The organism is Neorhizobium galegae, from assembly GCF_021391675.1.
GTDB classification, from domain to species: domain Bacteria; phylum Pseudomonadota; class Alphaproteobacteria; order Rhizobiales; family Rhizobiaceae; genus Neorhizobium; species Neorhizobium galegae_B.
In genome coordinates this window covers 551,568-574,731 of sequence record NZ_CP090095.1, presented here as the reverse complement: position 1 = coordinate 574,731, position 23,164 = coordinate 551,568, and the positions used below count along the sequence as shown (strand labels likewise).

General features: G+C 61.9%; 22 protein-coding genes. 5 read left to right on the top strand and 17 right to left on the bottom strand.

What is annotated here, in order from left to right:
- Nucleotides 1–38: 38 nt before the first annotated feature.
- From LZK81_RS02805 to LZK81_RS02780, 6 genes are all read right to left on the bottom strand, one after another.
- Nucleotides 39–533, bottom strand: a complete 495-nt coding sequence (locus LZK81_RS02805) for a GNAT family N-acetyltransferase (protein WP_046610959.1) — start codon at nucleotides 531–533, stop codon at nucleotides 39–41.
- A 17-nt stretch (nucleotides 534–550) separates the two neighbouring features.
- Nucleotides 551–1,216 carry a tRNA (adenosine(37)-N6)-threonylcarbamoyltransferase complex dimerization subunit type 1 TsaB gene (gene tsaB / locus LZK81_RS02800; RefSeq protein ID WP_233955132.1) on the bottom strand — a complete coding sequence of 222 codons (666 nt, stop codon included), beginning with the start codon at nucleotides 1,214–1,216 and terminating at the stop codon, nucleotides 551–553.
- 18 nt (nucleotides 1,217–1,234) lie between these two features.
- Nucleotides 1,235–1,801, bottom strand: coding sequence for a NifU family protein (locus LZK81_RS02795; protein ID WP_037079424.1), 567 nt, complete (start codon nucleotides 1,799–1,801; stop codon nucleotides 1,235–1,237).
- Nucleotides 1,802–1,916: 115 nt separating this feature from the next.
- Nucleotides 1,917–2,396 (bottom strand): universal stress protein, encoded by a 480-nt coding sequence (locus LZK81_RS02790; protein ID WP_007756068.1) that lies wholly within the window; start codon nucleotides 2,394–2,396, stop codon nucleotides 1,917–1,919.
- Nucleotides 2,397–2,531: 135 nt separating this feature from the next.
- Entirely contained in the window at nucleotides 2,532–3,596 is a 1,065-nt protein-coding gene (gene trpS, locus LZK81_RS02785; RefSeq protein WP_233955131.1) for a tryptophan--tRNA ligase, read from the bottom strand.
- Nucleotides 3,597–3,684: 88 nt separating this feature from the next.
- On the bottom strand, nucleotides 3,685–4,092 hold the full coding sequence (locus tag LZK81_RS02780) for a VOC family protein (RefSeq protein WP_046610862.1): 408 nt from the start codon (nucleotides 4,090–4,092) through the stop codon (nucleotides 3,685–3,687).
- Nucleotides 4,093–4,464: 372 nt separating this feature from the next.
- Here LZK81_RS02780 and LZK81_RS02775 point away from each other — a divergent pair, with 372 nt between their 5' ends.
- Nucleotides 4,465–4,905, top strand: coding sequence for a YcbK family protein (locus tag LZK81_RS02775; RefSeq protein WP_233955130.1), 441 nt, complete (start codon nucleotides 4,465–4,467; stop codon nucleotides 4,903–4,905).
- Here LZK81_RS02775 and murJ read toward each other — a convergent pair.
- From murJ to mutS, 4 genes are all read right to left on the bottom strand, one after another.
- Entirely contained in the window at nucleotides 4,902–6,470 is a 1,569-nt protein-coding gene (gene murJ / locus LZK81_RS02770) for a murein biosynthesis integral membrane protein MurJ (RefSeq protein ID WP_233955129.1), read from the bottom strand. The genes LZK81_RS02775 and murJ overlap by 4 nt on opposite strands.
- A 24-nt stretch (nucleotides 6,471–6,494) precedes the next feature.
- Complete coding sequence (locus tag LZK81_RS02765; RefSeq protein WP_233955128.1) at nucleotides 6,495–9,332, bottom strand: [protein-PII] uridylyltransferase; 2,838 nt, start codon at nucleotides 9,330–9,332, stop codon at nucleotides 6,495–6,497.
- Between the two features lie 112 nt (nucleotides 9,333–9,444).
- Complete coding sequence (locus tag LZK81_RS02760; RefSeq protein ID WP_233955127.1) at nucleotides 9,445–10,476, bottom strand: helix-turn-helix domain-containing protein; 1,032 nt, start codon at nucleotides 10,474–10,476, stop codon at nucleotides 9,445–9,447.
- A 161-nt stretch (nucleotides 10,477–10,637) separates the two neighbouring features.
- The gene (gene mutS, locus LZK81_RS02755; protein WP_233956434.1) at nucleotides 10,638–13,286 is read right to left on the bottom strand and encodes a DNA mismatch repair protein MutS; all 2,649 of its coding nucleotides are present in this window, start codon (nucleotides 13,284–13,286) and stop codon (nucleotides 10,638–10,640) included.
- Between the two features lie 197 nt (nucleotides 13,287–13,483).
- Here mutS and LZK81_RS02750 point away from each other — a divergent pair, with 197 nt between their 5' ends.
- The 3 genes from LZK81_RS02750 to LZK81_RS02740 all read left to right on the top strand — a co-directional run bounded on the left by LZK81_RS02750 (nucleotide 13,484) and on the right by LZK81_RS02740 (nucleotide 16,479).
- Nucleotides 13,484–15,781, top strand: a complete 2,298-nt coding sequence (locus LZK81_RS02750) for an NADP-dependent malic enzyme (protein ID WP_233955126.1) — start codon at nucleotides 13,484–13,486, stop codon at nucleotides 15,779–15,781.
- 66 nt (nucleotides 15,782–15,847) lie between these two features.
- Nucleotides 15,848–16,093 (top strand): type II toxin-antitoxin system Phd/YefM family antitoxin, encoded by a 246-nt coding sequence (locus LZK81_RS02745; RefSeq protein ID WP_046603123.1) that lies wholly within the window; start codon nucleotides 15,848–15,850, stop codon nucleotides 16,091–16,093.
- A complete protein-coding gene (locus LZK81_RS02740) occupies nucleotides 16,090–16,479 on the top strand; it encodes a type II toxin-antitoxin system VapC family toxin (protein ID WP_046628048.1) in 390 nt (129 codons plus the stop codon). Before LZK81_RS02745 ends, LZK81_RS02740 begins: the two co-directional genes overlap by 4 nt.
- Nucleotides 16,480–16,505: 26 nt before the next feature.
- On the opposite strand, the gene LZK81_RS02735 is transcribed toward LZK81_RS02740, so the two are convergent.
- From LZK81_RS02735 to LZK81_RS02715, 5 genes are all read right to left on the bottom strand, one after another.
- On the bottom strand, nucleotides 16,506–17,378 hold the full coding sequence (locus LZK81_RS02735; RefSeq protein WP_046603121.1) for a GNAT family N-acetyltransferase: 873 nt from the start codon (nucleotides 17,376–17,378) through the stop codon (nucleotides 16,506–16,508).
- Nucleotides 17,379–17,477: 99 nt separating this feature from the next.
- A complete protein-coding gene (locus LZK81_RS02730; protein ID WP_233955125.1) occupies nucleotides 17,478–19,259 on the bottom strand; it encodes a hybrid sensor histidine kinase/response regulator in 1,782 nt (593 codons plus the stop codon).
- A gap of 54 nt (nucleotides 19,260–19,313) precedes the next feature.
- A complete protein-coding gene (gene lspA, locus LZK81_RS02725) occupies nucleotides 19,314–19,805 on the bottom strand; it encodes a signal peptidase II (RefSeq protein ID WP_046603120.1) in 492 nt (163 codons plus the stop codon).
- The gene (locus tag LZK81_RS02720) at nucleotides 19,802–20,662 is read right to left on the bottom strand and encodes a TrmH family RNA methyltransferase (protein WP_046603119.1); all 861 of its coding nucleotides are present in this window, start codon (nucleotides 20,660–20,662) and stop codon (nucleotides 19,802–19,804) included. The genes lspA and LZK81_RS02720 overlap by 4 nt, the downstream gene beginning before the upstream one ends.
- Nucleotides 20,659–21,759, bottom strand: a complete 1,101-nt coding sequence (locus LZK81_RS02715; RefSeq protein WP_418936463.1) for a class I SAM-dependent methyltransferase — start codon at nucleotides 21,757–21,759, stop codon at nucleotides 20,659–20,661. Before LZK81_RS02715 ends, LZK81_RS02720 begins: the two co-directional genes overlap by 4 nt.
- A 184-nt stretch (nucleotides 21,760–21,943) precedes the next feature.
- On the opposite strand from LZK81_RS02715, the gene LZK81_RS02710 reads away from it, so the two are divergent.
- Nucleotides 21,944–22,399: an SRPBCC family protein gene (locus LZK81_RS02710; RefSeq protein WP_046603118.1), complete on the top strand. Its 456-nt coding sequence runs from the start codon at nucleotides 21,944–21,946 to the stop codon at nucleotides 22,397–22,399.
- A gap of 16 nt (nucleotides 22,400–22,415) precedes the next feature.
- Here LZK81_RS02710 and LZK81_RS02705 read toward each other — a convergent pair whose 3' ends face one another.
- Nucleotides 22,416–22,751: a lipopolysaccharide assembly protein LapA domain-containing protein gene (locus LZK81_RS02705; RefSeq protein ID WP_046603117.1), complete on the bottom strand. Its 336-nt coding sequence runs from the start codon at nucleotides 22,749–22,751 to the stop codon at nucleotides 22,416–22,418.
- Nucleotides 22,752–22,854: 103 nt separating this feature from the next.
- On the bottom strand, nucleotides 22,855–23,154 hold the full coding sequence (locus LZK81_RS02700) for an integration host factor subunit beta (protein WP_007759833.1): 300 nt from the start codon (nucleotides 23,152–23,154) through the stop codon (nucleotides 22,855–22,857).
- Between the last annotated feature and the right edge of the window lie 10 nt (nucleotides 23,155–23,164).

The following is a 23,164-nucleotide window of genomic DNA, read 5'->3' as shown; positions in this document are numbered from 1 at the left end:
GTTTTGGCCTTCGAAACGTTCCCGTAGAAACTAACGGACTAACGAAGAACGCGGCTCATGACAAGCGCCGTGGATCGCCTCCCGTCCGGCCCGGCATAATAGGCGGGGCGCTCGCCCACTTTCTGGAAACCGAGCTTGCGATAAAGCTCGACGGCAGGGCGATTCGCCGCCTCCACTTCGAGGAACATGCTCTCTCCGCCGCGCGCCGCCGCCTCGCGCAGGGCGGCCTGCATCAGACGCCAGCCGAGCCCCACCCGGCCGAATTTCTCGTTGACGGCGACCGTCAGGATCTCCGCCTCGCCGGCCGCTTCCCGCGACAGAACGAACCCACCGAGCGGCTTGGAGAAAAACGCATTGGTCTGACGGGCGATAAAACCGAAGACATTATGCTGCAGGAGCAGGTTCTGGAATTCGCCGTCACTCCACTGACGCGGAAATCGTTGGCCATGCAGCTCGGAGATCTCCAGGCAGTCGCTCGCCTCCATCGGCACGACTTCGAAATACGGCTTCCAGGTCAGGTAATCGTCGAGCATCGGCGCAGTCTGTACATTCACGAACGGGCAAGGGCAAAACCGGTCTGCGGTTTCGCATCTGGTCCACGAAGATACAATGGTTTGGGACGTTGCGCATCCACAGGTTTTTCGGCGGCGATCCGGGCGACCACGGCAATATCGAAACGATCCCGTCCGTCATGTTCTGCAACTCCCTTGCCAAGGGAGTGTTCGGCCCAGGAGCCGGTCATTGGTGCCGAAAGAGACCTGGCGAGTTCCGAAGCATCCTCTGGCGAAAGTGCTGCGGGTTGGCTCAACGCCTCCCCATTGGCGGAAAACGCTTGGGTGTAGACCTCGTTGCGCTTGGCATCCATGGCAACAACGACCGGCTGGCCTTTATGTTCGCCAAGAAACTTGGCTGCGAGGGCCTCAAGCGTGGTCACTCCGACCGTTTCCAAGCCGAGGGCAAGCCCCAGGCCACGGGCGGCGGCAACCCCGACGCGAATGCCGGTGAAAGAGCCGGGGCCTATAACGACCGCGACGCGTTCGACGGCTTTGAGAGGAAGACCGGCTGCAGCGAGCGCTTCGTCGATGACCGACATCAGCCTTTCGGCATGGCCCTTGCCGATCGTCTCGGTGACCTCAGACAGCACTTTGCCCGCGGCGCTGTCATAGAGCGCTGCGGAGCAATCCACCCCGGCGGTATCGATGGCGAGAACAATCATTCAACGGTGCCGGCGGGCTCAGAGCGCTTCGACGGCCTGCACTTCCGGAACGAAATGCTTGAGCAGGTTCTGCACGCCGTGCTTCAGCGTCGCCGTGGAAGACGGGCAGCCGGAGCATGCACCCTTCATGTTGAGGTAGACCGTGCCGTCTCGGAAACCCTTGAAGGTAATGTCGCCGCCATCCTGGGCGACGGCCGGGCGGACGCGGGTTTCGAGCAGTTCCTTGATCGTCGCGACGATGGTTTCGTCGTCCTCGTCGAAGAACTCACCTTCCTCGTCAGAAGCTTCCGCAAGCGTGGACGTACCACCCATGACCGGCGCGCCGGACATGAAATGCTCCATGATCGAGCCGAGGATCGCCGGCTTCAGGTGCTGCCATTCGGCGCTTTCCTTGGTGACGGTGATGAAGTCGTAACCGAAATAGACGCCGGTGACGCCGGAGATGCCGAACAGGCGCTCGGCCAACGGAGATGCTTCCGCCTCGCCGGCGTTGCGGAAATCGGCGGTGCCTTTATCCATGACGACTTTGCCAGGCAGGAACTTCAGGGTCGCCGGATTGGGGGTGGCTTCCGTCTGAATGAACATCTCGTCTCTCCTGGGGCACGGCGCCCCTCGCAAATTTAGAACTCTTCAAAAGAAGATAAGCCGTATCAGCTTTTCGTTCAAGTGCTCCTTTGCCTGCGCAAGATCAAGTCCGCAATCATGCCAGCGCGTCAATTTCCTCGGCCGTCAGCGTGTCGGGCAGCACGGTGACGGGAATCGGGAAGGCGGCAACGGCGGACACCAGGGGTCCCGGCCCTTCCTTAGTGGAGCCGGCCGCCAGGACGAGGACCGCGATATCGCGGTCTTCCTCGACCAGCTGGATGATCTGTTCGCTGGCGTTACCTTCGCGGATGACGATTTCCGGATCGATACCGATCGTCTCGCGCACCTTCTGGGCGGCCTTGGCCATCACCGCATCCGCCTCTTCGCGGGCCTCAGCACGCATGATCTGCTCGACGCCCAGCCATTGCTGGAAATCGCCCTCGGGAATGACGAAAAGCAGGACGAGACCGCCGTTGGAGTTCTTGGCGCGGCGCCCCGCGTAATGAACCGCCTTTTCACATTCCGGCGTGCCGTCGATGACCGCCATGAACTTGCGCCGGTGCCCTTCAAGTCGCGAAAGCCGTTTCGATACCATGCCGCCCCTCCTTCGCACGTAGACGACCCAAGCAGTCGTGATGCGGAACTTATACCAACCGAAAAAAATGAAAACCCGCCACGAATGTCGTGACGGGTATGCAATCTTTGCGTGACTCGAAAGGCGCCGATGATCTCAGCGCAGGAAACCGACGATGTCGAAGACGTCTCCCATGACCTTTTGAGCACGGGCGCGGGCGCGCTCGCCACCATCCTTGAGGATGGCATCGATATGGGTCGTGTCGTCCATCAGGCGGCGCATTTCGGACGTGATCGGCGAAAGCACGTGCACGGCGAGGTCGGCGAGAGCGGGTTTGAAGACCGAGAACTGCTGGCCGCCATATTCGGCGAGAACGTCGGCCTTGCTCCTGTCGGCAAGGGCTGCATAGATGCCGACCAGGTTGTCGGCTTCCGGACGGCCCTTGAGGCCTTCGAGTTCGCTCGGCAGGCCCTCCGGATCGGTCTTGGCCTTGCGGATCTTCTTGGCGATCTCTTCCGGCTCGTCCATCAGGTTGATGCGCGACAGATCCGACGGGTCGGATTTCGACATCTTCTTGGTGCCGTCACGCAACGACATGACGCGCGGCGCCGGCCCCTCGATCAGCGGCTCGACCAGCGGGAAGAAGCCATGGATCGGCTCCTCTCCGACGACCATATCGACGCCGGTGCCGGCGGCGCGGATCTTCTCCTGGAAGTCGATGTTGAACTTCTGGGCGATATCGCGGGCGAGTTCCAGGTGCTGCTTCTGGTCGTCGCCGACCGGCACGTGGGTGGCGCGATAGACGAGAATGTCGGCAGCCATCAGGCTCGGATAGGCGAGCAGGCCGAGCGAGGCGTTCTCGCGGTCCTTGCCGGCCTTGTCCTTGAACTGGGTCATGCGGTTCATCCAGCCGATGCGGGCGACGCAATTGAAGATCCAGGCGAGTTCCGCATGCTGCGGCACGGCCGACTGGTTGAAAACGATATGTTTCTTCGGATCGATACCCGAAGCGATGAAGGCGGCGGCGATCGAGCGGATCTGCCCCTGCAGGTCGTCATGGACAAGCTGGGCGGTGATCGCATGCAGGTCGACGACGCAATAGATGCAGTCGTTGTTTTCCTGCAGCGCCACGAATTTGCGGATCGCGCCGAGGTAGTTGCCGAGATGGAGATTGCCGGTCGGCTGGACGCCGGAAAAGACAAGCGGCTTGAAGGTGTTCATATCGTCCTCAATTAGGCTGGTGGAGGGCCCCAGACCCGAAGGGTCATGTTGCTAACGCGCGGGCTTATGCACGGCGAAGCGCGGAGGATCAAGAGGCCGCGGAAACCGCGTGTTCAATCAGATCCCAGGTGTTGCCGTAAGGATCGGCAAACACCGCCACCGAGCCGTAAACTTCGTGCCGCGGCTCTTCGAGGAACCGGACGCCCTTGGCGCTCATGGCGGCGTGGTCGCGGGCAAAATCGTCCGTCTTCAGGAAAAAGCCAACCCGGCCGCCGGTCTGGTTGCCGATCGCAGCCTTCTGCGTGTCGGTGGCGGCCGTAGCCAGCAACAGGGCCGCGCCCTCGCCGCCCTTCGGCTTCACAACGACCCAGCGCTTGCCCTCCGGCTGCACGCTGTCCTCCAGGCATTCGAAGCCGAGCACGCCGCAATAAAAATCCTTCGCTCGATCGTAGTCGTCGACGATCAGGGCCACGAGAAACAGCGATTGGACGGGCATGCGGAAACTCCGGATTCGAGTGATTTAGCCGTCCGCAGATTGTCGGCCGGGGTGGTTTTGGCGGAGCGAGGAGCTCCATTTCAAGAGGCCTCGCGAAGCACTACAGCGACAAAAGAGCGGTCCACATATCATTCGAGGTAGGGCCACGAAACGCCTACCTCATTAGGCGTACAAGTCCTAAGTCAATACGCCTAAAGGCAAAATTTTTCTCTATGCCTCTCCGAATAGATTAATGAATGTTAGTCTTTTAGGCAGCTATAATCCCATTTCCGAGCAAAAATCTCCTTATTCATGCCCTTTTTGAAAAGGAAATACCCAGGCGTACCACGGTTAACCGGTCATGAACGACACGGTCTGTCCTCGGGGGATATCATGCGCAACATATTTCGCATCGCGCTTACCTGCCTTCTGACGCTGGGGCTCAATGTCACCGCCGAAGCCGGCGAAAACCACAAACGCCGAAGCACGTCCTTCAAGCACGATTACTCGGCCTTCTTCACCGTGCAGCGGATCAGCGTTCGTACGAGCTGTTTCCCAGAAAAGCTGGGAGCCATCCTTGCGCATATCGCGCAGAAGACCGGCCACAAGCCGATGGTCACGTCAGGGCACCGGCCGCATTCCGGAAGATCGCAGCACAGTCATTGTTATGCGGCGGATATCCGGGTGCCGGGCGTGTCGGAGCGAACCATCCTCGCAGCAGCAGCCAGCGCGCCGGGCATTGGCGGCATCGGCCGGTATTGCAACGGCATCGTGCATGTGGATGTCGGGCCAAAACGCCAATGGGCCTATTGCGGGCGACGCAAGCGAGGCTAGGCCTTCGGTTTCCGCTTGATGTTCCGGCGTATCATGCCGATGTCGGCGCCGCCGATCAGGAAGGCGCAGGCGAAATAGATGGCCATCGCCAGGACGAGCAGGCAGGCGAGCGCTGCGACCTGATGGATCAGCAAGGCATCCGGGGTCAGCCACGGCCCAGCATACCGGAGCGCATAGATGAGCGCTGCGGACATGATGCCGGTCGAGACGAGCAGCAGAGCCGTGCGTTTCGCAAGCGCCCATTCCCAGGTCAGATGACCGCGCCAGACCAGCGTCGTGAACAACAGCACCGTATTGGTCCAGCCGGCCGCAGCTTCCGCCGTCGCGATGCCACGCTCGGCGATCAGCGGGAAAAGCGAGATCGCCAGGCCCGAATTGATGACGACCGAGAGCATGGTGAAGCGCATCGGCGTCTTGGTGTCCTCGCGGGCGTAGAAACCGGGTTGCAGCGCCTTGATCAACACGAAGCCCGGCAGGCCGATGCCGTAGATCGCGAGGATGGCGGCGACGATCGAGGTATTTTCAGCCGAGAAGGCGCCACGCTCATAGAGCACGCGGATGATCGCGTCGGACAGGATCCAGAGACCGGCGGCGGCCGGCAGGGTCAGGAACAGCACGAATTCGATCGAGCGGTTCTGGGTATTGGCGGCTTCCTTGAGGTGCCCACCTTTCAAGGCGCGGGCAAGCTCCGGCAGGAGCACGACGCCGACGGCGACGCCGACCACCCCAAGGGGAAGCTGGTAGATGCGGTCGGCATATTGGAGGGCGGCGATCGCGCCTTCCTTGCCGGACGCGATCGCCTGGCCGATGATCTGGTTGATCTGGGTGATGCCGCCGGTGACGGCCGCAGGCACTGCAAGCACGAGGAGGCGCTTGACGTTCGGCGTCATCCTGGGGCGGCGGAAGCCGATGTTGATGCCGGCATGGCGCACACCGGCATAGACCACCGCAAGCTGCAGGATGCCGGCGGCTAGAACGCTCCAGGAGAGATACCAGGCGATGGTCAACGGATCGGCATGGATCCAGAGGCCATAGAGCAGCGCCCCGATCATCACCACGTTCAGGAAGACCGGGGCGATTGCGGCCGCGAAGAAGTGATGCAGCGAGTTGAGCATGCCGCTCATCATCGCCGTCAGCGACATGCACATCAGATAGGGGAACATCACCACTGCCAAACGGACGGTGATGGAGGTCTTTTCGGGATCGTCGGCGAAACCCGGTGCGATGATCCATTCCACCAGCCATGGCATCATCAGTTCCATTATGATGGTGATGATCATCAAGGCAGAGAAGAGAACGCCGAAAACCTCTTCCGAAAAGCGCTTGGCGCCCTCGACGCCGTTCGCCTCGATCTCTTTCGAAAACAATGGCACGAAGGCGGCGTTGAAGGCGCCCTCGGCAAACAGCCGACGAAACAGGTTCGGAAAGCGGAAGGCTGCGTAAAAGACGTCGGCCATCGGGCCGGTGCCGAGTGCCGCGGCCATGAAGGTCTCGCGCGCAAAACCGAAAATCCGGCTGCCGAGGGTCGCTCCGCCGACTGTCGCGAATTTCCGGACTAGGCTCATCGGGAAAGGCTCATCAGACGCGCCTCATACGCTGGCCTTGGACTTGCGCGGCTGGGACGCCTGGTCCGGGTTGGGGGCCGGCGCGATCATGCCCATCGGCATGCCGCTCCTCAGTTCGTCCTCCTGCTCGGACATCACAGCCTTCAGCCGCGCCGCGATATTACCCTGGCGGTTCTCGTTCACGACCTTCTGGCCGACGAGATCGGTGACATAGAAGGTATCGATGACCTTTTCGCCGAAGGTGGTGATGCGCGCCGAATGAATGTCGAGCGAGAGATCGGCGAGCACGGCGGTGATGTCCGCAAGCAGGCCGGTGCGGTCGAGGCATTCCACCTCGATGACCGTGAACTTGTTCGACAGGCCGTTCGAGAGAATGACCGACGGCGGAATGGTGAAAGTCTTGTTACGCTTGCGAGACTTGGCGCGCGTCGCAATGACTTCCGGCAGGCGCTTCTTGCCCGACAGCACGTCCTCGATCATCCGGCTGATCGTGCCGGCGCGGCGCAATTCGTCCTCGTCCACCGGGAATTCCCGGTTGATCAGAATGGTGTCGAGCGCCCGGCCGTCGGAGGTCGTGAAGATCTGGGCATCGGCAATGTTGGCGCCCGCTGCGGCGCAGGCGCCGGCGATGATCGACAACAGGCGCGGATGGTCCGGCGCGAGGACCGTGATCTCGGTAATGGCGTGAAAACTGTCCGTCCGCACCATCGTGGCGAGCGCCTGGCCTGCCTTATCGGTATCGCGGATGAACTTCGTGTGACGGACCTGATCTTCCAGCGAGACCGACAGGAGGTAAGGCTGGTAGTGCAGTTTCGAATAGGTACGGCGGTCCTTGGCGCTCCACTCGGCCAATGCCTTGAAGAGCTCCTCTTCGGCGACCTTGGCGCGCTCCTTGCGCGATACCTCGGAGAAACCGCCCGAGAGCAGCAGTTCGGTCTCGTAATAGAGCGTGCGCAGCAGCTGGCCCTTCCAACCGTTCCACACACCCGGGCCGACGGCGCGGATATCGCATATCGTCAGGATCAGCAGCATCTTCAGCCGGTCCATCGACTGCACCTTCTCGGCGAAATCGGTGATCGTCTTGCGGTCGTGCAGGTCGCGGGTCTGGGCGGTCATCGACATCAGGAGATGCACTTCGATCAACCAGACGACGAGTTCGGTCTGCTTGGCGTTGAGGCCGAGACGCGGGCAGAGCTTGCGGGCGATGCGGGCGCCGGCGATCGAATGATCCTCCTGGCGACCCTTGGCAACATCGTGCAGGAGCACGGCGACGTAAAGCGCCTCGCGCTCTTCGACGCTCGGCATCACCTTGTTGGCGAGCGGGTGGATGTCGGCGGCCTTGCCCTTGTCCACTTCCGACAGCGCGTCGACCGAGCGGATCAGATGCTCGTCGACGGTATAATGATGATACATGTTGAACTGCATCATCGCGACGACCTTGCCGAATTCCGGAATGAAGCGGCCGAGCACGCCCGCCTCGTTCATCCGGCGCAGCATCAGCGCAGGGTCACGCCTCGAGGTCAGCATGGAGAGGAAAAGCCGGTTGGCCTCCTCGTTCTCGCGCACATCGTTGTCGATCAGCGCAAGCGAGCGGGTCATGCGCTTCAGCGCATCGGGATGGAGCTCCAGCCCGTTGATATCGGCCACGTGGAAGAAGCGGATGATATTGACCGGATCGCGCTTGAAGACGTTCGGATCGGCAAGCGTGATGCGGCCGCGGTCCACGACGAATTCCACGGTGCCGGGGATCTTGTGGAGACGCTTGGTGAAGCGCGAGATGACGCGGTTGGTGAGGCCGGGGGCGGCCTTCGCCTGCTGCTCCTCCAGCGCGGCGCAGAGAATGCGGGTCAGATCGCCGACATTCTTCGAGACGAGAAAGTAGTGCTTCATGAAGCGTTCGACGGCGGAAAGGCCGGGGCGCGAGTGGTAACCGAGGCTTTCGGCAATCTCGCGCTGGATGTCGAAGGACAGACGCTCCTCGGCCTTGCCGGTGAGGAAATGCATCTGGCAGCGCACCGCCCAGAGGAAATCATCGGCCTTCTCGAACGAGCGTGCTTCCTCGCGGGAGAGAACGCCGAGCTTCACCAGTTCGGTCGTCTCGCGGACCCGGTAGTAATATTTGGCGATCCAGAAGAGCGTATGGAGGTCGCGCAGGCCGCCCTTGCCTTCCTTGACGTTCGGCTCGACCAGATAGCGCGTATCGCCGGCCTTCTCGTGGCGGTTGTCGCGCTCCGCAAGCTTGGCGGCGATGAATTCCGGCCCGGTATCGGCGACGATTTCCTTGTCGAAACGGCTCTCGAGGTCGTTCACCAGCGCCTCGCTGCCGCAGATGTAGCGGCTTTCGAGAATGGCGGTGCGGATCGTCATGTCCGTCTTGGAGAGACGGATGCATTCTTCAACGGTACGGGTCGCATGGCCGACCTTGAAACCCATGTCCCACAGCACATAGAGCAGGAACTCGACGGCCTTGCGCATGGTCTCGGTATTTCGGGGGGGCAGCAGGAACAGGAGATCGATGTCCGAACCGGGCGCCAGCGTATCGCGGCCGTAACCGCCGACGGCCGCCACGGCGATATCCGTGCCCTCGCTATAGAGACCTTCGGCAATCGTCTCGTAGAGAACGCGGATCAGCTGGTCCTGGAGCCAGGAGATGCGGCGGGCGCAATTCAGCCCGCTACCGTCTTTGGAGAGAAGCTGGCGGGCCTTTTCGCGGCCCTCGACGCTTGCACGGCGCAGCAGCGGCAGAAGCGCCGCCCGCAATTCCAGCTGGGGGCGATCCTTGTCCTTGACGATCGTCCGGCAATCGGCCCGAAGACGGGCCACGTCGAGAAGTTCAGAAAAATCGATGTCGTGTCTGGCCATGTTATCCTGCCGGTGCCCGGCCTGCGGAGGGAGGCTATAATCTTTTTGAGGCACCTTGACCAACGATTATCATCATCGGACGTTTCAAAGTTGTTGCTTCCCGCTTTGAAGTTCAAGGCCGTGTTTTTATCGCACCGCCGTCTTGTGCGGCCCTTGCCCCGGCTCTCCATTGCTTGGGGCTCATGCCCGTCACGCGGCGGAATTCACGGTTGAAGTTCGACTTCGTCGAGAAGCCGACATCCAGCATGACCTGGATCACCGTCCGTTCGGTCTCCCCCAGAAGACGGCAGGCTTCGGCGATACGGCGATCGTTGACGAATTGCGAGACATTCAGCCCCGTCGCGCGATTGATGAGGACAGAGACATCGCGAACAGGCAATCTTGCTCTGCGCGCAAGCTTTGCGAGGCTCAGATCCTCGCTCCTGTAAAGCTCGCCGTCTTCCAGAGCCGCCTCGATACGGGATAGCGTGGCCTTGTCCTCTTCCGTTGGCTCGAGGGAAGGCGAAGCCGCAGTCGGTTTGGCCGACGAAAAATCCGGTGAGAAATAGTAGGCGATCACCGCGGCGATCACCGCCAGGTTCATGATCGCGACGGCCAACGGCACATCACCTGGGCCGTAGATATCGGTGTAGACCGACAGTGCAGCGTCGCTGACGGCGAAGAACAGCATCAGGCCCGCAGTCAATCGGGCCGCGCGCAACGCCGGTCTCATTTGCGGAAGCGAAGCTTCCGCCATCGCGTCGGCGCCACCTAAGAGCGTCAGGCGCCAGAGTGCGATGCCGTAGCCGAAGAAGATCACCAGCAATAAGGGGTCGACGAGAACGCGCAGGAAGCCGACTGCGGCGGCAACGGCCAGAGGCGGCAGGATGTGCAGCCAGGACTGACCGAGGCGCTCGTCCATCAACGCTCGGAAGGCCAGGAAGGCAAGCGGCGGCATGATTGCGGCGGTGATCGGCTGGACCGGTGCGAGCGCCTTGATGCCGTAGCCAAAATGCAGGCCGACGATCACGCCCTGCAGGGCATAGAGAATAAGGAAAGCGAAAAAATAACGACGCGAGCCGGGCGCGTCGACACCCTTCAGGCTGCGGTAGAGCGTCAGCGCGAAAACAAGGCCGGCAAGAAAAGGCAGGGGAACGGACAGCACTGGGAGCCCCGGTGAAAACGGCCTGAATGATGACCTGAAGGCATTAACATGTTCCGGGCCGAAATGGCCATGCGGATCAAGGGTTCCCAAAGGGTGATCCGGCACGATCCCTCACCGGTGGATAACGCAGGATCGCGTACCTTCAGATGGTTGCCGGAAGGTTAGGCCTTGAGCTGCTTTTTCAGCGCATAAAGCGCGTCCAGAGCCTCGCGGGGGGTCATGTCGTCCGGGTTGATGGCCCTCAGTGCGTCCTCGACCTTGGACGGCCCGGCGCGCTTGGATTCTTCACGCCGGACGGCGACCTGGAAGAGCGGCAGGTCGTCGATCAGCTGGCTTGCCGGGTTCTTGCGGTCGGAATCCTCAAGCTTGGTCAGCACGTCGCGGGCACGGGCGACCACCGAGTCGGGCAGGCCTGCAAGCCGCGCGACCTGGATGCCGTAGGAGCGATCGGCAGCACCGGGGCCGACTTCATGCAGGAAGATCACCTCGCCATCCCATTCCTTCACCCGCATCGTGGCGTTGGAAAGCCGGTTCAGTTTTTCCGAAAGCACGGTCAGCTCATGGAAATGGGTGGCGAAGAGGCCGCGGCATCTGTTCGCCTCGTGCAGGTGCTCGACCGCCGCCCAGGCGATCGACAGGCCGTCGAAGGTCGCGGTGCCGCGGCCGATCTCATCGAGGATGACCAGCGAACGATCACTCGCCTGGTTAAGGATCGCGGCCGTTTCGACCATCTCCACCATGAAAGTGGAGCGGCCACGGGCCAGATCGTCCGAAGCGCCGACGCGCGAAAAAAGGCGGTCTACGATACCGATATGGGCGGTAGTCGCCGGCACGAAGGAGCCCATCTGCGCAAGGATGGCGATCAGCGCGTTCTGGCGCAGGAAGGTCGACTTACCGCCCATGTTCGGGCCGGTGAGCAGCCAGAGCGCGCCGAACTCGCCGCCATTATGCGGCGAGAGATCGCAATCATTGGCGATGAACGGGCCGACGGACTGTCTGCGCAGCGCCTGCTCGACCACGGGGTGGCGGCCGCCCTCGATCGCGAACATGCGGGAGGCATCCACTGTCGGACGGCGATAACTCCACTCATCGGCGAGCATGGCAAGGCCTGCCGCGACGTCGACCACCGCCAGCGCCCGGGCGCCGGCCTTGATCGCCTCTGCCTCGGAGGTCACGGCTGCAACCATCTTGTCGAAGGCTTCGAGCTCGATGGTCAGGGCCTTGTCGGCGGCGTTGGCGATGCGGCTTTCGAGATCGGCAAGTTCCGTCGTCGTGAACCGCATGGCGCTCGCCATGGTCTGGCGGTGGATGAAGCGCGCCTTGCCTTCCGGCGTATCGGTCATCGTGCCGGAATTTCCGGCCGTCACCTCGATGAAATAACCGAGCACATTGTTGTGCTTGATCTTCAGCGACTTGATCCCGGTCTCCTCGGCATATTGGAGCTGGAGCGCGGCGATGACCCGGCGCGACTGGTCGCGCAACGCCCGCACCTCGTCCAGTTCCGAATGAGCGCCATCGGCGAGGAACCCACCATCACGCTTCAGGAGCGGCAGTTCCTGCGCCAGCATGTTGCCGAGCATGGATTCCAGATGAAGCGGCAAGGCCTTCAGGTCGTCGAGCGCCTGCCCCAATTCCTCGGGCAGCATGGCCCTGTCGAGAAAGGCCGCGACACCGCGGGCCGCTTCCAGCCCCTGCAGGATACTGCCGAGATCACGCGGGCCGCCGCGGTCGAGCACCAGGCGCGACAGGGCGCGCGGCATGTCCGGCACGTGCTTCAGCCCGGAGCGCAGCTCGCTGCAGAGCGAGGGTTCTTCCAGCAGGAAGGAGATGGAATCGAGACGCCGGTTGATGCGGTCGGGATCCGTCAACGGCGACATCAGCCGTTCAGCGAGCAAACGAGCACCGCCGCCGGTCACCGTGCGGTCGATCGCCTTCAGGAGCGTGCCTTCACGCTCTCCGGACAAGGTCTTGGTCAGTTCCAGGTTGCCGCGGGTCGCCGGGTCGATGAACAGCGTCGAAGCGCCGCTTTCGCGTTCGGGGCGTCCGAGCGGCGGCCGTTCGGCGATCTGGGTCTTTTCCACATAGGCGACGGCGGCCGCGGCGGCAGCCAGCTCAGCGCGGGAAAAATTGCCGAAACCTTCGAGCGTGCCGACACCGAAATAACGGGTAATGCGGCCCTCGGCGCTGGCGCTGTCGAAGAGTACGGACGGCTGCGGCACCGCGACCTTGCCGAGTACGTCGAAGACCGGCTTCAGCTCGGCGTCGTGAAACATCGTATCCGGCAGGATCAGTTCGCGCGGCTCGATGCGCAGGATATCGGCGAGCAGCCGCGACTGATCGGTCTCGGCGAGCCGGAAGACGCCGGTCGAGATATCGATCCAGGCGAGCGCCAGAAGCGGTTCGGCGGCACCCTTGATGCGGGCAAGCGCCATCAGGTAGTTCGACTCGGAGGGCGAGAGGAGTTTTTCCTCGGTAATCGTGCCCGGCGTCACCAGCCGCACGACATCGCGTTTCACCACCGATTTCGAGCCGCGCTTCTTGGCCTCCGCCGGGTCTTCCAGCTGTTCGCAGACGGCGACGCGGAAACCGAGCGAGATCAGCTTCTGCAGATAGTCGTCGGCAGCGTGCACAGGCACGCCGCACATCGGGATTTCGCGGCCGAGATGCTGGCCACGCTTGGTGAGCGTGATGCCGAGCGCGCGGGACGCATCGACCGCATCCTCGAAGAACAGTTCGTAGAAATCGCCCATGCGGTAGAAGAGCAGCGAACCGGGATTGTTCGCCTTGATCTCGATATATTGCTCCATCATCGGCGTTGCCGACGCGCGACTTTCCTCCGAGGCAAGCTCGGCAGTATTCAGGGCTTCGATGGGGAATCTTTCAAACTGGGTCACGGAACCGATTTTTTGTTGCGCGCTGGAACTTGCGACACTATCGATGAAGACACCTGAAAGACAACATCTGCCGCGGCCTAGAGGACGGCTGCCCACAAAAAGCTGGAGGAGACATGCCTGCTAAGGACAAGGCCACGGAGAAGGCCGCACGTTCGCGCGCTTCCGTAACCGAACAGGAAGCACTCGATTTCCACTCGGAAGGCCGCCCCGGTAAACTCGAAGTGGTTCCCACCAAGCCGATGGCGACCCAGCGCGACCTGTCGCTCGCCTATTCGCCGGGCGTCGCGGTGCCGGTCTTGGCAATCGCCGCAAACCCGGCAACCGCCTATGACTACACGACGCGCGGCAACATGGTGGCCGTCATCTCCAACGGTACGGCGATCCTCGGCCTCGGCAATCTCGGCGCGCTCGCCTCGAAACCGGTGATGGAAGGCAAGGCCGTCCTGTTCAAGCGCTTCGCCGACGTCGACTCGATCGACCTCGAGGTCGATACCGAAAACGTCGACGAATTCATCAACTGCGTGCGCTTCCTCGGCCCCTCCTTTGGCGGCATCAATCTCGAGGATATCAAGGCGCCGGAATGCTTTATCATCGAGAGTCGCCTGCGCGAGCTGATGGATATCCCGGTCTTTCATGACGACCAGCACGGCACTGCGATCATCGCCGCCGCCGGCCTGATCAATGCGTTGGAGCTGACCGGCCGGGACCTCAAGACCACCAAGCTGGTCTGCAACGGCGCCGGTGCCGCGGCGATCGCCTGCGTCGAACTCATCAAGGCGATGGGCTTCAATTCGGAAAATGTCATTCTCTGCGACACCAAGGGCGTCATCTATCAGGGCCGTAGCGAAGGCATGAACCAGTGGAAGTCCGCCCACGCGGTGAAAACCACCAAGCGGACCCTGGAAGAGGCCATGAAGGACGCGGATGTCGTGTTCGGTCTCTCCCAGAAGGGCGCCTTTACCGAAGAGATGATCCGCTCCATGGCCGACAGGCCGATCATTTTCGCGATGGCCAACCCCGATCCGGAAATCACGCCGGAAGAGGTCGCCCGCATCCGCGACGACGCAATCATGGCGACCGGCCGTTCGGACTATCCGAATCAGGTCAACAACGTGCTCGGCTTCCCCTATATCTTCCGTGGCGCACTCGACGTGCGGGCCAGCCAGATCAACGACGCGATGAAGATCGCCGCCGTCAACGCGCTCGCCAATCTCGCCCGCGAAGACGTGCCTGACGATGTCGCCGCCGCCTACCAGGGCAACCGCCCCCGCTTCGGCGCGCAATACATCATCCCGGTCCCGTTCGATCCGCGCCTCATCTCGGCGATCCCGGTCGCCGTTGCCGAAGCGGCAATGGAAAGCGGCGTCGCCCGCAAGAACATCACCGATCTTGCCGCCTACGCCTCGGAACTCTCCGCCCGCCGCGATCCGATCGCCGCGACGACACAAGGCATCTACGAGCGTGTCCGCCGCTTTCCGAAACGGGTCGTCTTTGCCGAGGCCGAAGAAGAACAGGTCATGCGCGCGGCGATTTCCTTCACCAGCCAGAAGCTCGGCACTGCCATCCTTCTCGGCCGTGACGATGTCATCCGCGCGACGGCGGAAAAGGCCGGCATCGATCTTGACCGCCCAGGCATCGAGGTCGTCAACGCACGCCTCTCCAATCGTGTCGATGCCTATATCGACCACCTCTATGCGCGGCTGCAGCGCGAGGGGCTCCTCTATCGCGACGTCCAGCGCCTGATCCATAACGACCGTAACCATTTCGCGGCCACCATGGTGGCGATCGGCGATGCGGATGCGATGGTGACGGGCACGACCCGAAACTATGCGACGGCCTTGCAGGACGTCCGCCGCTGCATCGATCCAAAGCCGGGACACAAGGTGATCGGCGTATCGCTGGTGATCTCGCGCGGCCGGACGATCTTCGTCGCCGACACCGCCGTCCACGACATGCCGAATGCGGAAGATCTTGCGGATATCGCCGTAGAAGCCGCCCGCGTCGCAAAGCGGATGGGTTACGAACCACGTGTCGCACTCGTTGCCTATTCGACGTTCGGGCAGCCGATCGGCGAACGGTCGGAACGGGTTCGCGAAGCCGTCAAGATCCTCGACCAGCGTCGCGTGGATTTCGAATACGACGGCGAAATGGGCGCAGACGTGGCGCTCAATTCGCACCGGATGGAGCAATATCCGTTCTGCCGGCTCTCGGGCACAGCCAACGTGCTGGTCATGCCGGCGATCCATTCCGCCTCGATCTCGACCCGCATGCTGCAGGAACTCGGCGCTTCGACGGTGATCGGCCCGCTGCTTGTCGGTCTCGACAAGTCGGTGCAGATCACTTCGATGGGTGCGAAGGACAGCGACATCGTCAACATGGCGGCGATCGCGGCCTACAACGCCGGGACGTGAGTTTCTTGTAAATGAAGCCCAAGTGGACTAAGTTCAGTGAACTAAGTCCACTTGGAGACTTGCTCCGTGAAAACCGTCAACATCCATGAAGCCAAGACGCATTTGTCGCGCCTCGTCGAAGAGGCGGCAAACGGCGAGGCGTTCGTCATCGCCAAGGCCGGCAAGCCGATGGTGAAGGTCGTGCCGTTGGAGGAAGCGCCGAAGAAGAAGCGAAAAATCGGCGTTCTCGATGGTCAATTTTTCATTCCCGACGATCTGGACAAGGGAATGGACAAAGAGATCGAGGACCTGTTTTACGGCAACCACGAATGAAAATACTGCTGGATTCGCATCTTCTGGTGTGGCTTGTCGGGGCATCCCATCGGTTGCCTTTGATAGCGCGGGAAATCATTGAGAACCCCGATCACGAAATTTTCTTCAGTTCGGCCAGTATCTGGGAACTTTCGATCAAATACTCATCCGGAAAAATCGGGCTCGAGCTTCCGCCCCGCATGCTCTATCGGGTCCTAATCGAAAGTGGTTTCGGTGAATTGGCGGTGACAGCCTCCCATGCGCTGGAGGTTGACTCGCTTCAACAGATTCATAAGGACCCGTTCGACCGCATCCTTATCGCGCAAAGCATGAGCGAAGGCATGTTATTGCTGACTTCGGACGAAACCATAGCCAAATACAGCGGCCCGATCCGGTTCGTCCGCTAGACTAGGAGCGTTTCGAGAAACGCCGCCTAGCTCGCAAACCGCCCAGCATCAGCGCCGAAATGGGTGATGTAGCGGTCCGAGATCGAGGCGATCGGCAGGACGATCAGCACGTCGGTGGTATTGAAGGCGTGGTCGATGACCGCACCGTCGCCCACCATGGCACCGAGGCGCAGGTAACCCTTGATCAGCGGCGGCAACAGGGAGAGTGCCTTGCGGGCGTTGACCCCTTCCATCGGCATCAGGTCCATCGAGCGATAGAGTTCCGGCAGTGCCGAAACCGCCCAATCGCCCTTGGTCGAGACCGTATGGTGCAGGAAGGACAGCGCCATGGCGTGCTCTTCGGGCGAAACGCCCGGGAAGGATGCGCAGCCGAACATCGCGTTCATGCCGTGCTTCAGCGAATAGGCCCAATTGCCCTGCCAGAGCAGTTCGACGGTGCGCTTGGTGCGGTAGTCCGGCAGCACGCAGGAGCGGCCGAGCTCCATGAACTGTTTGTCGGGATGACGCGCAAGCAGCGGTTCGATGTCGAATTCCGACGCCGAATAGAAGCCGTTATTGGCCAGTGCCACTTCCTGGCGCAGCAGGCGGTAGGTGCCGACGATCTGATCTTCGATATCACCTTCGATTGCGTTGTCGACGACCAGAAGATGGTCGCAGATCGCATCAAAGGCATCGACGTCGCGTCGGCGGCGCATGGCCTCCGGGCTCAAGGTCGCGTGCATTTCTTCGACGAAGACGCGGTAGCGAACCGCCTGCGCGGCATCGATTTCACGCTCGCTGCGGGCCAGCCGCGTTTCGAGCGTGCCAATGCGGCCGAAGACATCGCCGCTTACCGGAGCAGAGGCCGGCGCCTGGGTTGTTTCAGGTATCACTTCACGGTTCAGGAGTTCGATTGCCAAGGTGATTCTCCCCGTCCCGGTTTGATCACCGCCTTAAATCACTTCTCTGCGACAAGAACGTGACATTCGCTGTCACAATAGGTTCCAGCGATGGTCGCGTCAACGCGCCTGCTGGCGCTCGGTAGAGAGAACTCCCAAAATTCGAACCTCCTCCAGAAGCGTCAGCGGATCGACCGGCTTTGCGAAGACGCGGCTGGCCCCATTCAGAAGCACCTCGCGATGCGTCGCTTCGCGGCTCTCGCCTGTCAGCACGATCACCGGGACCAGAGGCCGAACGCCCTCCTGCTCCTCGGCACGCAGCGCCGCCAGGAGATTGAAAACATCTCCTCCAGGCATGTACATGTCGGAAATGATGAGATCGAGCGGCGTGACCCGGTTGAGTACCGTCTCGATCAGCGTGGGGAAATCGTCGACCAGACGGACCCGATGACCGGCCTTTGTAAGAACCGAGCGGATGATCAGCGCGTTGACAGGATCGTCCTCACCGAGCAGCACGTCGAGCCCTTCGCCATGTTTTTCGATGACGGGCGGTGGCGGCATAGCCTGATTGTCATTCAGCGCGTCGCGTGTGCCGAAGCCGCGCAGGCGGCCGCTTAAGACATCGATCAGGGATTTTTCCCGGAGCGGCCGGATAAGCCAGGCGTCGAAGAAATCCTGCGGCTGGGAGGCGCGTTCCTCGGGGTTGACGAGCAAGATGCGGTGGAGCGGCGCATGCGCCTTTTCATTGGCATAATCGGAGGCCAGCCGGTGATCGACGATCAGGTCGGTATAGGGCAGCGGCCCCGTCTCGGCGCGGTCGATCAGCATCTGAGCGTCGGCCGTGTTGGCGGCGTGCCGGCAGCGGCCGCCAAGCGTTTCGATCGTCGCGACCGTCGCCTTGGCGGCAGGTCCTTCCGGCGCCAGAAGCAGAACCCGGGAAATGGCCAGCAACTGGTTGCGTTCGCCGGTACCCGATTGCGCCGTTTCCGCAAAATGCAAGGGGAAGCGGATGGTGAACGTGCTGCCGGCCCCCTTCTCGCTGGCGACGGAAAGCGACCCGCCGAACTCCGTCAGAATGCGAGAGGCGATGCCGAGACCGAGACCAGTGCCGCCGCTGCGCGCCTCGGCGGAACCCGCCTGCTCGAATTCACCGAAAACCTGGGTCAGTTCATCGGCCGCCATTCCGGGACCGGTATCGATGACGGCAATGGCGACGTTGCCTTCTTCGACCGCCGCCCGCACCAGCACGCCGCCATGGGCGGTGAATTTCACCGCATTGCCGATAACATTGAAAAGCACTTGCCGGATGCGGCCCGGATCGAGATCGAGAAGATCGGGGAGATCGGCAGTCATCGTCGCGGCGATCTCGATGCGTTTCTCGTGGGCGCGCGGCGCCAGCATCTCGACGACGTTTTCGATGAGGTGGCGGAGATTTTCCGCCCGGTTGTTGAGCCGGAAGCGGCCGGCTTCCAGCGTCGAATAATCGAGCAGGTCTTCGACCAGTTGTGCCAGCGCATAACCGGACTGGCGAATGCCGCTCAGATAGTTCTGCTGTTCCGCCGTCAGCTTGGTCTGACCGAGAAGATGCGTCATCCCGAGAATGCCGTTGAGCGGCGTGCGGATTTCATGGACGACGGTGGCGATCTGCCGGGATTTCGCAGCGCTGGCCGCCTCGGCATTCTTCAATGCATGCCGGAGCCGGGGAACCGTGCGCTGGCGGCGCCACTCGGATATCCGGGAAAAGAGCGCGGCAAAGACGCTGCGCGGCGCCCTCTTTTCTTCATCCTGCCGCAATCCCAATGCGGGCACGATCTTTTCCGGCACCGGTTCGGCCATATCGGCCGCGGCGGGAGACGCGAACGCCTTCGAGATCCGTTCATGTATGTCGGCGATATCTCGCATTGGGAAAGACTAACCGGGTTTCTTTCCCAATCCTTAGAGCAATCAGGTAAAATTTTACTGATCGGCCTTTTTCGGGCCGAACAGCTCGTCGAGGATGACCAGGCCCGCCCCGATGGTGATGAAACTGTCCGCCAGATTGAAGACCGCGAAGGACCACGTCTCGGTGTGGAACAGGATGTAGTCGATCACATGGCCATAGGCGAAACCGTCGATCAGGTTGCCGATCGCGCCGGCGATGATCAACGCGAAGCCGCTGTGGGCGAAAGGACGATCCTTCGGCGTACGGCGCCAGAGCCAGAGCACGAAGGCGACGATCAGCACCCGCATGCCGACAATGAATTCCCGCTCCATGCCGGACAGCAGCGAGAAGGCGACGCCGAGGTTATAGGTGCGGTAGAGCGCCAGCACCGGCAGAAGCGGCACCGCCTCCTGCATCGGAAGATAATTCTCGACGGCGATCTTCACCACCTGATCGAGGGCGACCGCGATGACGATGACGATCAGAGCCATCAGAGGCCGAGAAAGCAGGGCTATGCGTCCGGTCATTTCTTGTCGTCCAGGGTCAGCAGATGGCGGCGGGCTTCGAAGAGCATCACGGCGGACGCGACGGCGAGGTTGAGCGAATCTGCCCTGCCCTGCTGAGGAATGCGAACGGTGCGATCGGCAGCCCTGGCGAGATTATCCGGCAGCCCGGACTGCTCGTTGCCCATCAGCAGCACGACCGGCTTTTTCGAATAATCCACGGTGCGATAGTCGACGGCGCCGGCGAGATGGGTCGCCACGACCTGGGTGCCGGAGCGCTTCTGCCAGATCAGAAATTCTTCCGCCGAGCATTTGACGACCGGTACCGCGAAGACCGAGCCCATGGTGGCGCGCACGGTTTCCAGCGAAAACGGGTCGGTGCATTCGCCGACCAGGATTACCCCGGTAGCGCCTGCCGCATCGGCGGTGCGGATGATGGTGCCGAGATTGCCGGGGTCGCGCACCCGGTCGAGCGCCACCAGCGTCTCGTCCCTGCCCGGCCGCAGATCATCGAGCCTTTTCCAACGCTGCTCGAAAATGCCGACGACCATCTGCGGATTGTCGCGGCGGGTGACCGACGAGAGCACCTTCTCGCTGACCTCCAGCACCAGCCCGCCATGAGCGACGGTCCTTGCCGCCACCTGCTCGACAAGCGCCTTGCCCTTGGCCGCCTTCGCATAGACCAGCGTGCGGATTTCCCAGCCGAGCTCCAGTGCATCGATGACGAGCTTCAGGCCTTCGGCCATGAAGGTGCCGCTCTCTTCGCGGTCCCTCTTGTTGGTGAGCGCCTTGATGTCCTTGATGATCGGATTGGAAAGCGAGGTGACTTCCTTCACCTGGCCGACCCGCCGTGGTCCGGACTTCTGAAAATCGTCGTTCATGCCGGCACCCAGCGACTGAAAAGGGAAGTGGAAAGCGCGCGACCCGGCGTCTTGCCGTCCAGCCCCGCCTCACGGATGACGAGCTCGCCCGATTCCACGGCGCCGCCAGCGCCGCGCATCGTCTCGCGCATCAGCTCATGGATCGAATAGAAGCTGGCGCGGATGGAATAGGCGGTCAGCACCAGCCCTATCGCCTTCGGCGACAGCAGTTCGCGGCAGATATCGAGCATCAGCGGCAGGTGATCGAAAAGCTGCCAGACTTCGCCGTTCGGACCACGGCCGAATTTCGGCGGGTCGGTGAGGATGATGTCGTAGCGGTTGCCGCGACGCTCCTCGCGCAGGATGAACTTCATCGCATCCTCGCAGATCCAGCGGATCGGCGCCTTGTCGAGACGGGCGAGCGACTGGTTTTCACGAGCCCAGCCGATCGCTTTCTTGGAAGCGTCGACATGGGTAACTTCCGCCCCGGCGGCCGCCGCGACCAGCGATGCGACGCCTGTGTAGCCGAACAGGTTCAGCACCTTCACCGGCCGCTTCGCCTCCTCGATGCGGTTCTTCATCCACTCCCAGTGAACGATCTGCTCCGGGAAGACGCCGACATGGCGGAAGGACGTGAAGCGGCCGAGAAAGTCGGTGCCGAGCAGCGACAGCGGCCAGGTTTCGCCAAGTGCTTCCTTGGTGAAGCGCCAGCGGCCCATGCCGTCCTCGTCCGTGTCTCCGGTGAAGAGCGCGTCCGCCTTTTCCCATAGATGGGCGGGAAGAGACGGTTGCCAGAGCGCCTGAGCTTCCGGCCGGACGATGCGATAAGGGCCGTATTGCTCGAATTTGAGCCCGTTGCCGCTATCGATCAGGTGAAAATCCCCGGCACCGGACGATTCGAGAATGATCGGCACGCGCTCTGGCGGCCGCTCGCCGCTGCGCGGCAAAAGCGGACGGGTTTCCGCCGGCGCTGCGGCCGGCGCGGGTTTGGCGGCCCTTTCCTGCGGCCGCGGGGCCTGTCTGACTGCCGCTGGTTTTGCGGTGGCGTGCCCGCGGGAGGACCGGTTACCCGCCTCGCTCCGGTTTTTTTCACCCGGCCGCCTTTCCTTGTTCTTCAATACGTTTATCCGCTTGGATTTTGAGACTTGCGGCAGCAGATAGCATTTGCTCGTCATTCTTCAAAGCCGGGGAGCCGACGGCTGCGTGTTTTATTGATGACCCGGCCTGTCCGCCTTTTGTCCCCCTTGGCAAAGATCACCACCCTTGCAATAAGGCTAGCAACGGTGGATGGAGGATCATCACATGGATATGGGCGGCGAAGAACGTATTGCAGCACCTCGCGAAGTGGTCTGGGCGGCGTTGAACGATCCGGAAATCCTTCGCCAGTGCATCCCCGGTTGCCAGACGCTCGAACAGAAGTCTCCGACCGAACTCTCTGCGACCGTCAAACTGAAGGTCGGTCCGGTTTCCGCGAACTTTTCCGGCGAAGTGACGCTCTCCGACATCAACCCGCCGGAAAGCTACACGATATCGGGCGAGGGCAAGGGCGGTATCGCAGGTTTTGCCAAGGGCTCCGCGACCGTTACGCTGGTCGAAGACGGCAGCGATACGCTGCTGCGCTACTCCACCAAGGCTCAGGTGGGAGGCAAGATCGCGCAGCTCGGCTCGCGGCTGATCGATTCCACGTCGCAGAAACTCGCGGGCCAGTTCTTCTCGGATTTCAACAAGGCCGTGGTCGCCAAGGCCGCGCAAGCCTAATTTACTTCGCCTGAATTTACTTCGAAGGAAGTTGCGCCGAGGCCGGCCGTCCAGCGACGGCCGACTTGTGTTCGTTCTGCCATCGGACCGCTTCGCGTGCTTCGACGCGGGCCTGCTTGCGGTGCTTGCCCTGGCTCCACCAGGTCACGAACGAGCCGATGAACATCCCGATCAGCAAGGCCAGGAACAGGAACAGGAAGAAGGGTGCGCTAACCGCCAGCATGCCGTCTTCCGGCCGGAAGGGATTGAGCGCCAGGGTCACCATCTGGCGGTTCGCGACGGCGAGCACGATCAACACGATGCCGAGCGGTACGAAGACCACGAGCGAGACGATCTTTTTGAACTTATCCATGTGAATCTCCGGCAGCAGACTGTCCGCTGTTTTACCAGCGTCTGTTGCAGAATAGGCGCGCTTTGTGGGGTTTCAAGGGCGACGGAAAGCCGCGCCGAAGGGATCAATCTTCTTCGTCATCGAGGCCCGGGTTCAGGCGCTCACGCAGTTCCTTGCCTGTCTTGAAGAAAGGAACCCATTTCTCCTCGACGAAAACGCTCTCGCCGGTGCGCGGGTTGCGGCCCGACCGGGAGGGGCGATTCTTCACCGAAAACGCGCCGAAGCCGCGCAGTTCGACACGATTTCCGCCTGCCAGGGCATCTGTGATCTCGTCGAGCACGGCATTGACAATGTTCTCGACGTCGCGGTGGTAGAGATGCGGGTTGCGAGCCGCAACGATCTGCACCAGTTCTGACTTGATCACGGTTGCCCCC

Excerpts from the sequence above, each read along its gene's own strand:
- murJ (WP_233955129.1), bottom strand. The coding sequence starts at position 6,470 with ATGAGCCTAGTCCGGAAATTCGCGACAGTCGGCGGAGCGACCCTCGGC.
- LZK81_RS02720 (WP_046603119.1), bottom strand. The coding sequence starts at position 20,662 with ATGAACGACGATTTTCAGAAGTCCGGACCACGGCGGGTCGGCCAGGTG.
- lspA (WP_046603120.1), bottom strand. The coding sequence starts at position 19,805 with ATGACCGGACGCATAGCCCTGCTTTCTCGGCCTCTGATGGCTCTGATC.
- LZK81_RS02730 (WP_233955125.1), bottom strand. The coding sequence starts at position 19,259 with ATGCGAGATATCGCCGACATACATGAACGGATCTCGAAGGCGTTCGCG.
- LZK81_RS02750 (WP_233955126.1), top strand. The coding sequence starts at position 13,484 with ATGCCTGCTAAGGACAAGGCCACGGAGAAGGCCGCACGTTCGCGCGCT.
- LZK81_RS02740 (WP_046628048.1), top strand. The coding sequence starts at position 16,090 with ATGAAAATACTGCTGGATTCGCATCTTCTGGTGTGGCTTGTCGGGGCA.
- tsaB (WP_233955132.1), bottom strand. The coding sequence starts at position 1,216 with ATGATTGTTCTCGCCATCGATACCGCCGGGGTGGATTGCTCCGCAGCG.
- LZK81_RS02705 (WP_046603117.1), bottom strand. The coding sequence starts at position 22,751 with ATGGATAAGTTCAAAAAGATCGTCTCGCTCGTGGTCTTCGTACCGCTC.
- LZK81_RS02805 (WP_046610959.1), bottom strand. The coding sequence starts at position 533 with ATGCTCGACGATTACCTGACCTGGAAGCCGTATTTCGAAGTCGTGCCG.
- LZK81_RS02780 (WP_046610862.1), bottom strand. The coding sequence starts at position 4,092 with ATGCCCGTCCAATCGCTGTTTCTCGTGGCCCTGATCGTCGACGACTAC.
- trpS (WP_233955131.1), bottom strand. The coding sequence starts at position 3,596 with ATGAACACCTTCAAGCCGCTTGTCTTTTCCGGCGTCCAGCCGACCGGC.
- LZK81_RS02775 (WP_233955130.1), top strand. The coding sequence starts at position 4,465 with ATGCGCAACATATTTCGCATCGCGCTTACCTGCCTTCTGACGCTGGGG.
- LZK81_RS02765 (WP_233955128.1), bottom strand. The coding sequence starts at position 9,332 with ATGGCCAGACACGACATCGATTTTTCTGAACTTCTCGACGTGGCCCGT.
- mutS (WP_233956434.1), bottom strand. The coding sequence starts at position 13,286 with ATGATGGAGCAATATATCGAGATCAAGGCGAACAATCCCGGTTCGCTG.
- LZK81_RS02795 (WP_037079424.1), bottom strand. The coding sequence starts at position 1,801 with ATGTTCATTCAGACGGAAGCCACCCCCAATCCGGCGACCCTGAAGTTC.
- LZK81_RS02710 (WP_046603118.1), top strand. The coding sequence starts at position 21,944 with ATGGATATGGGCGGCGAAGAACGTATTGCAGCACCTCGCGAAGTGGTC.
- LZK81_RS02790 (WP_007756068.1), bottom strand. The coding sequence starts at position 2,396 with ATGGTATCGAAACGGCTTTCGCGACTTGAAGGGCACCGGCGCAAGTTC.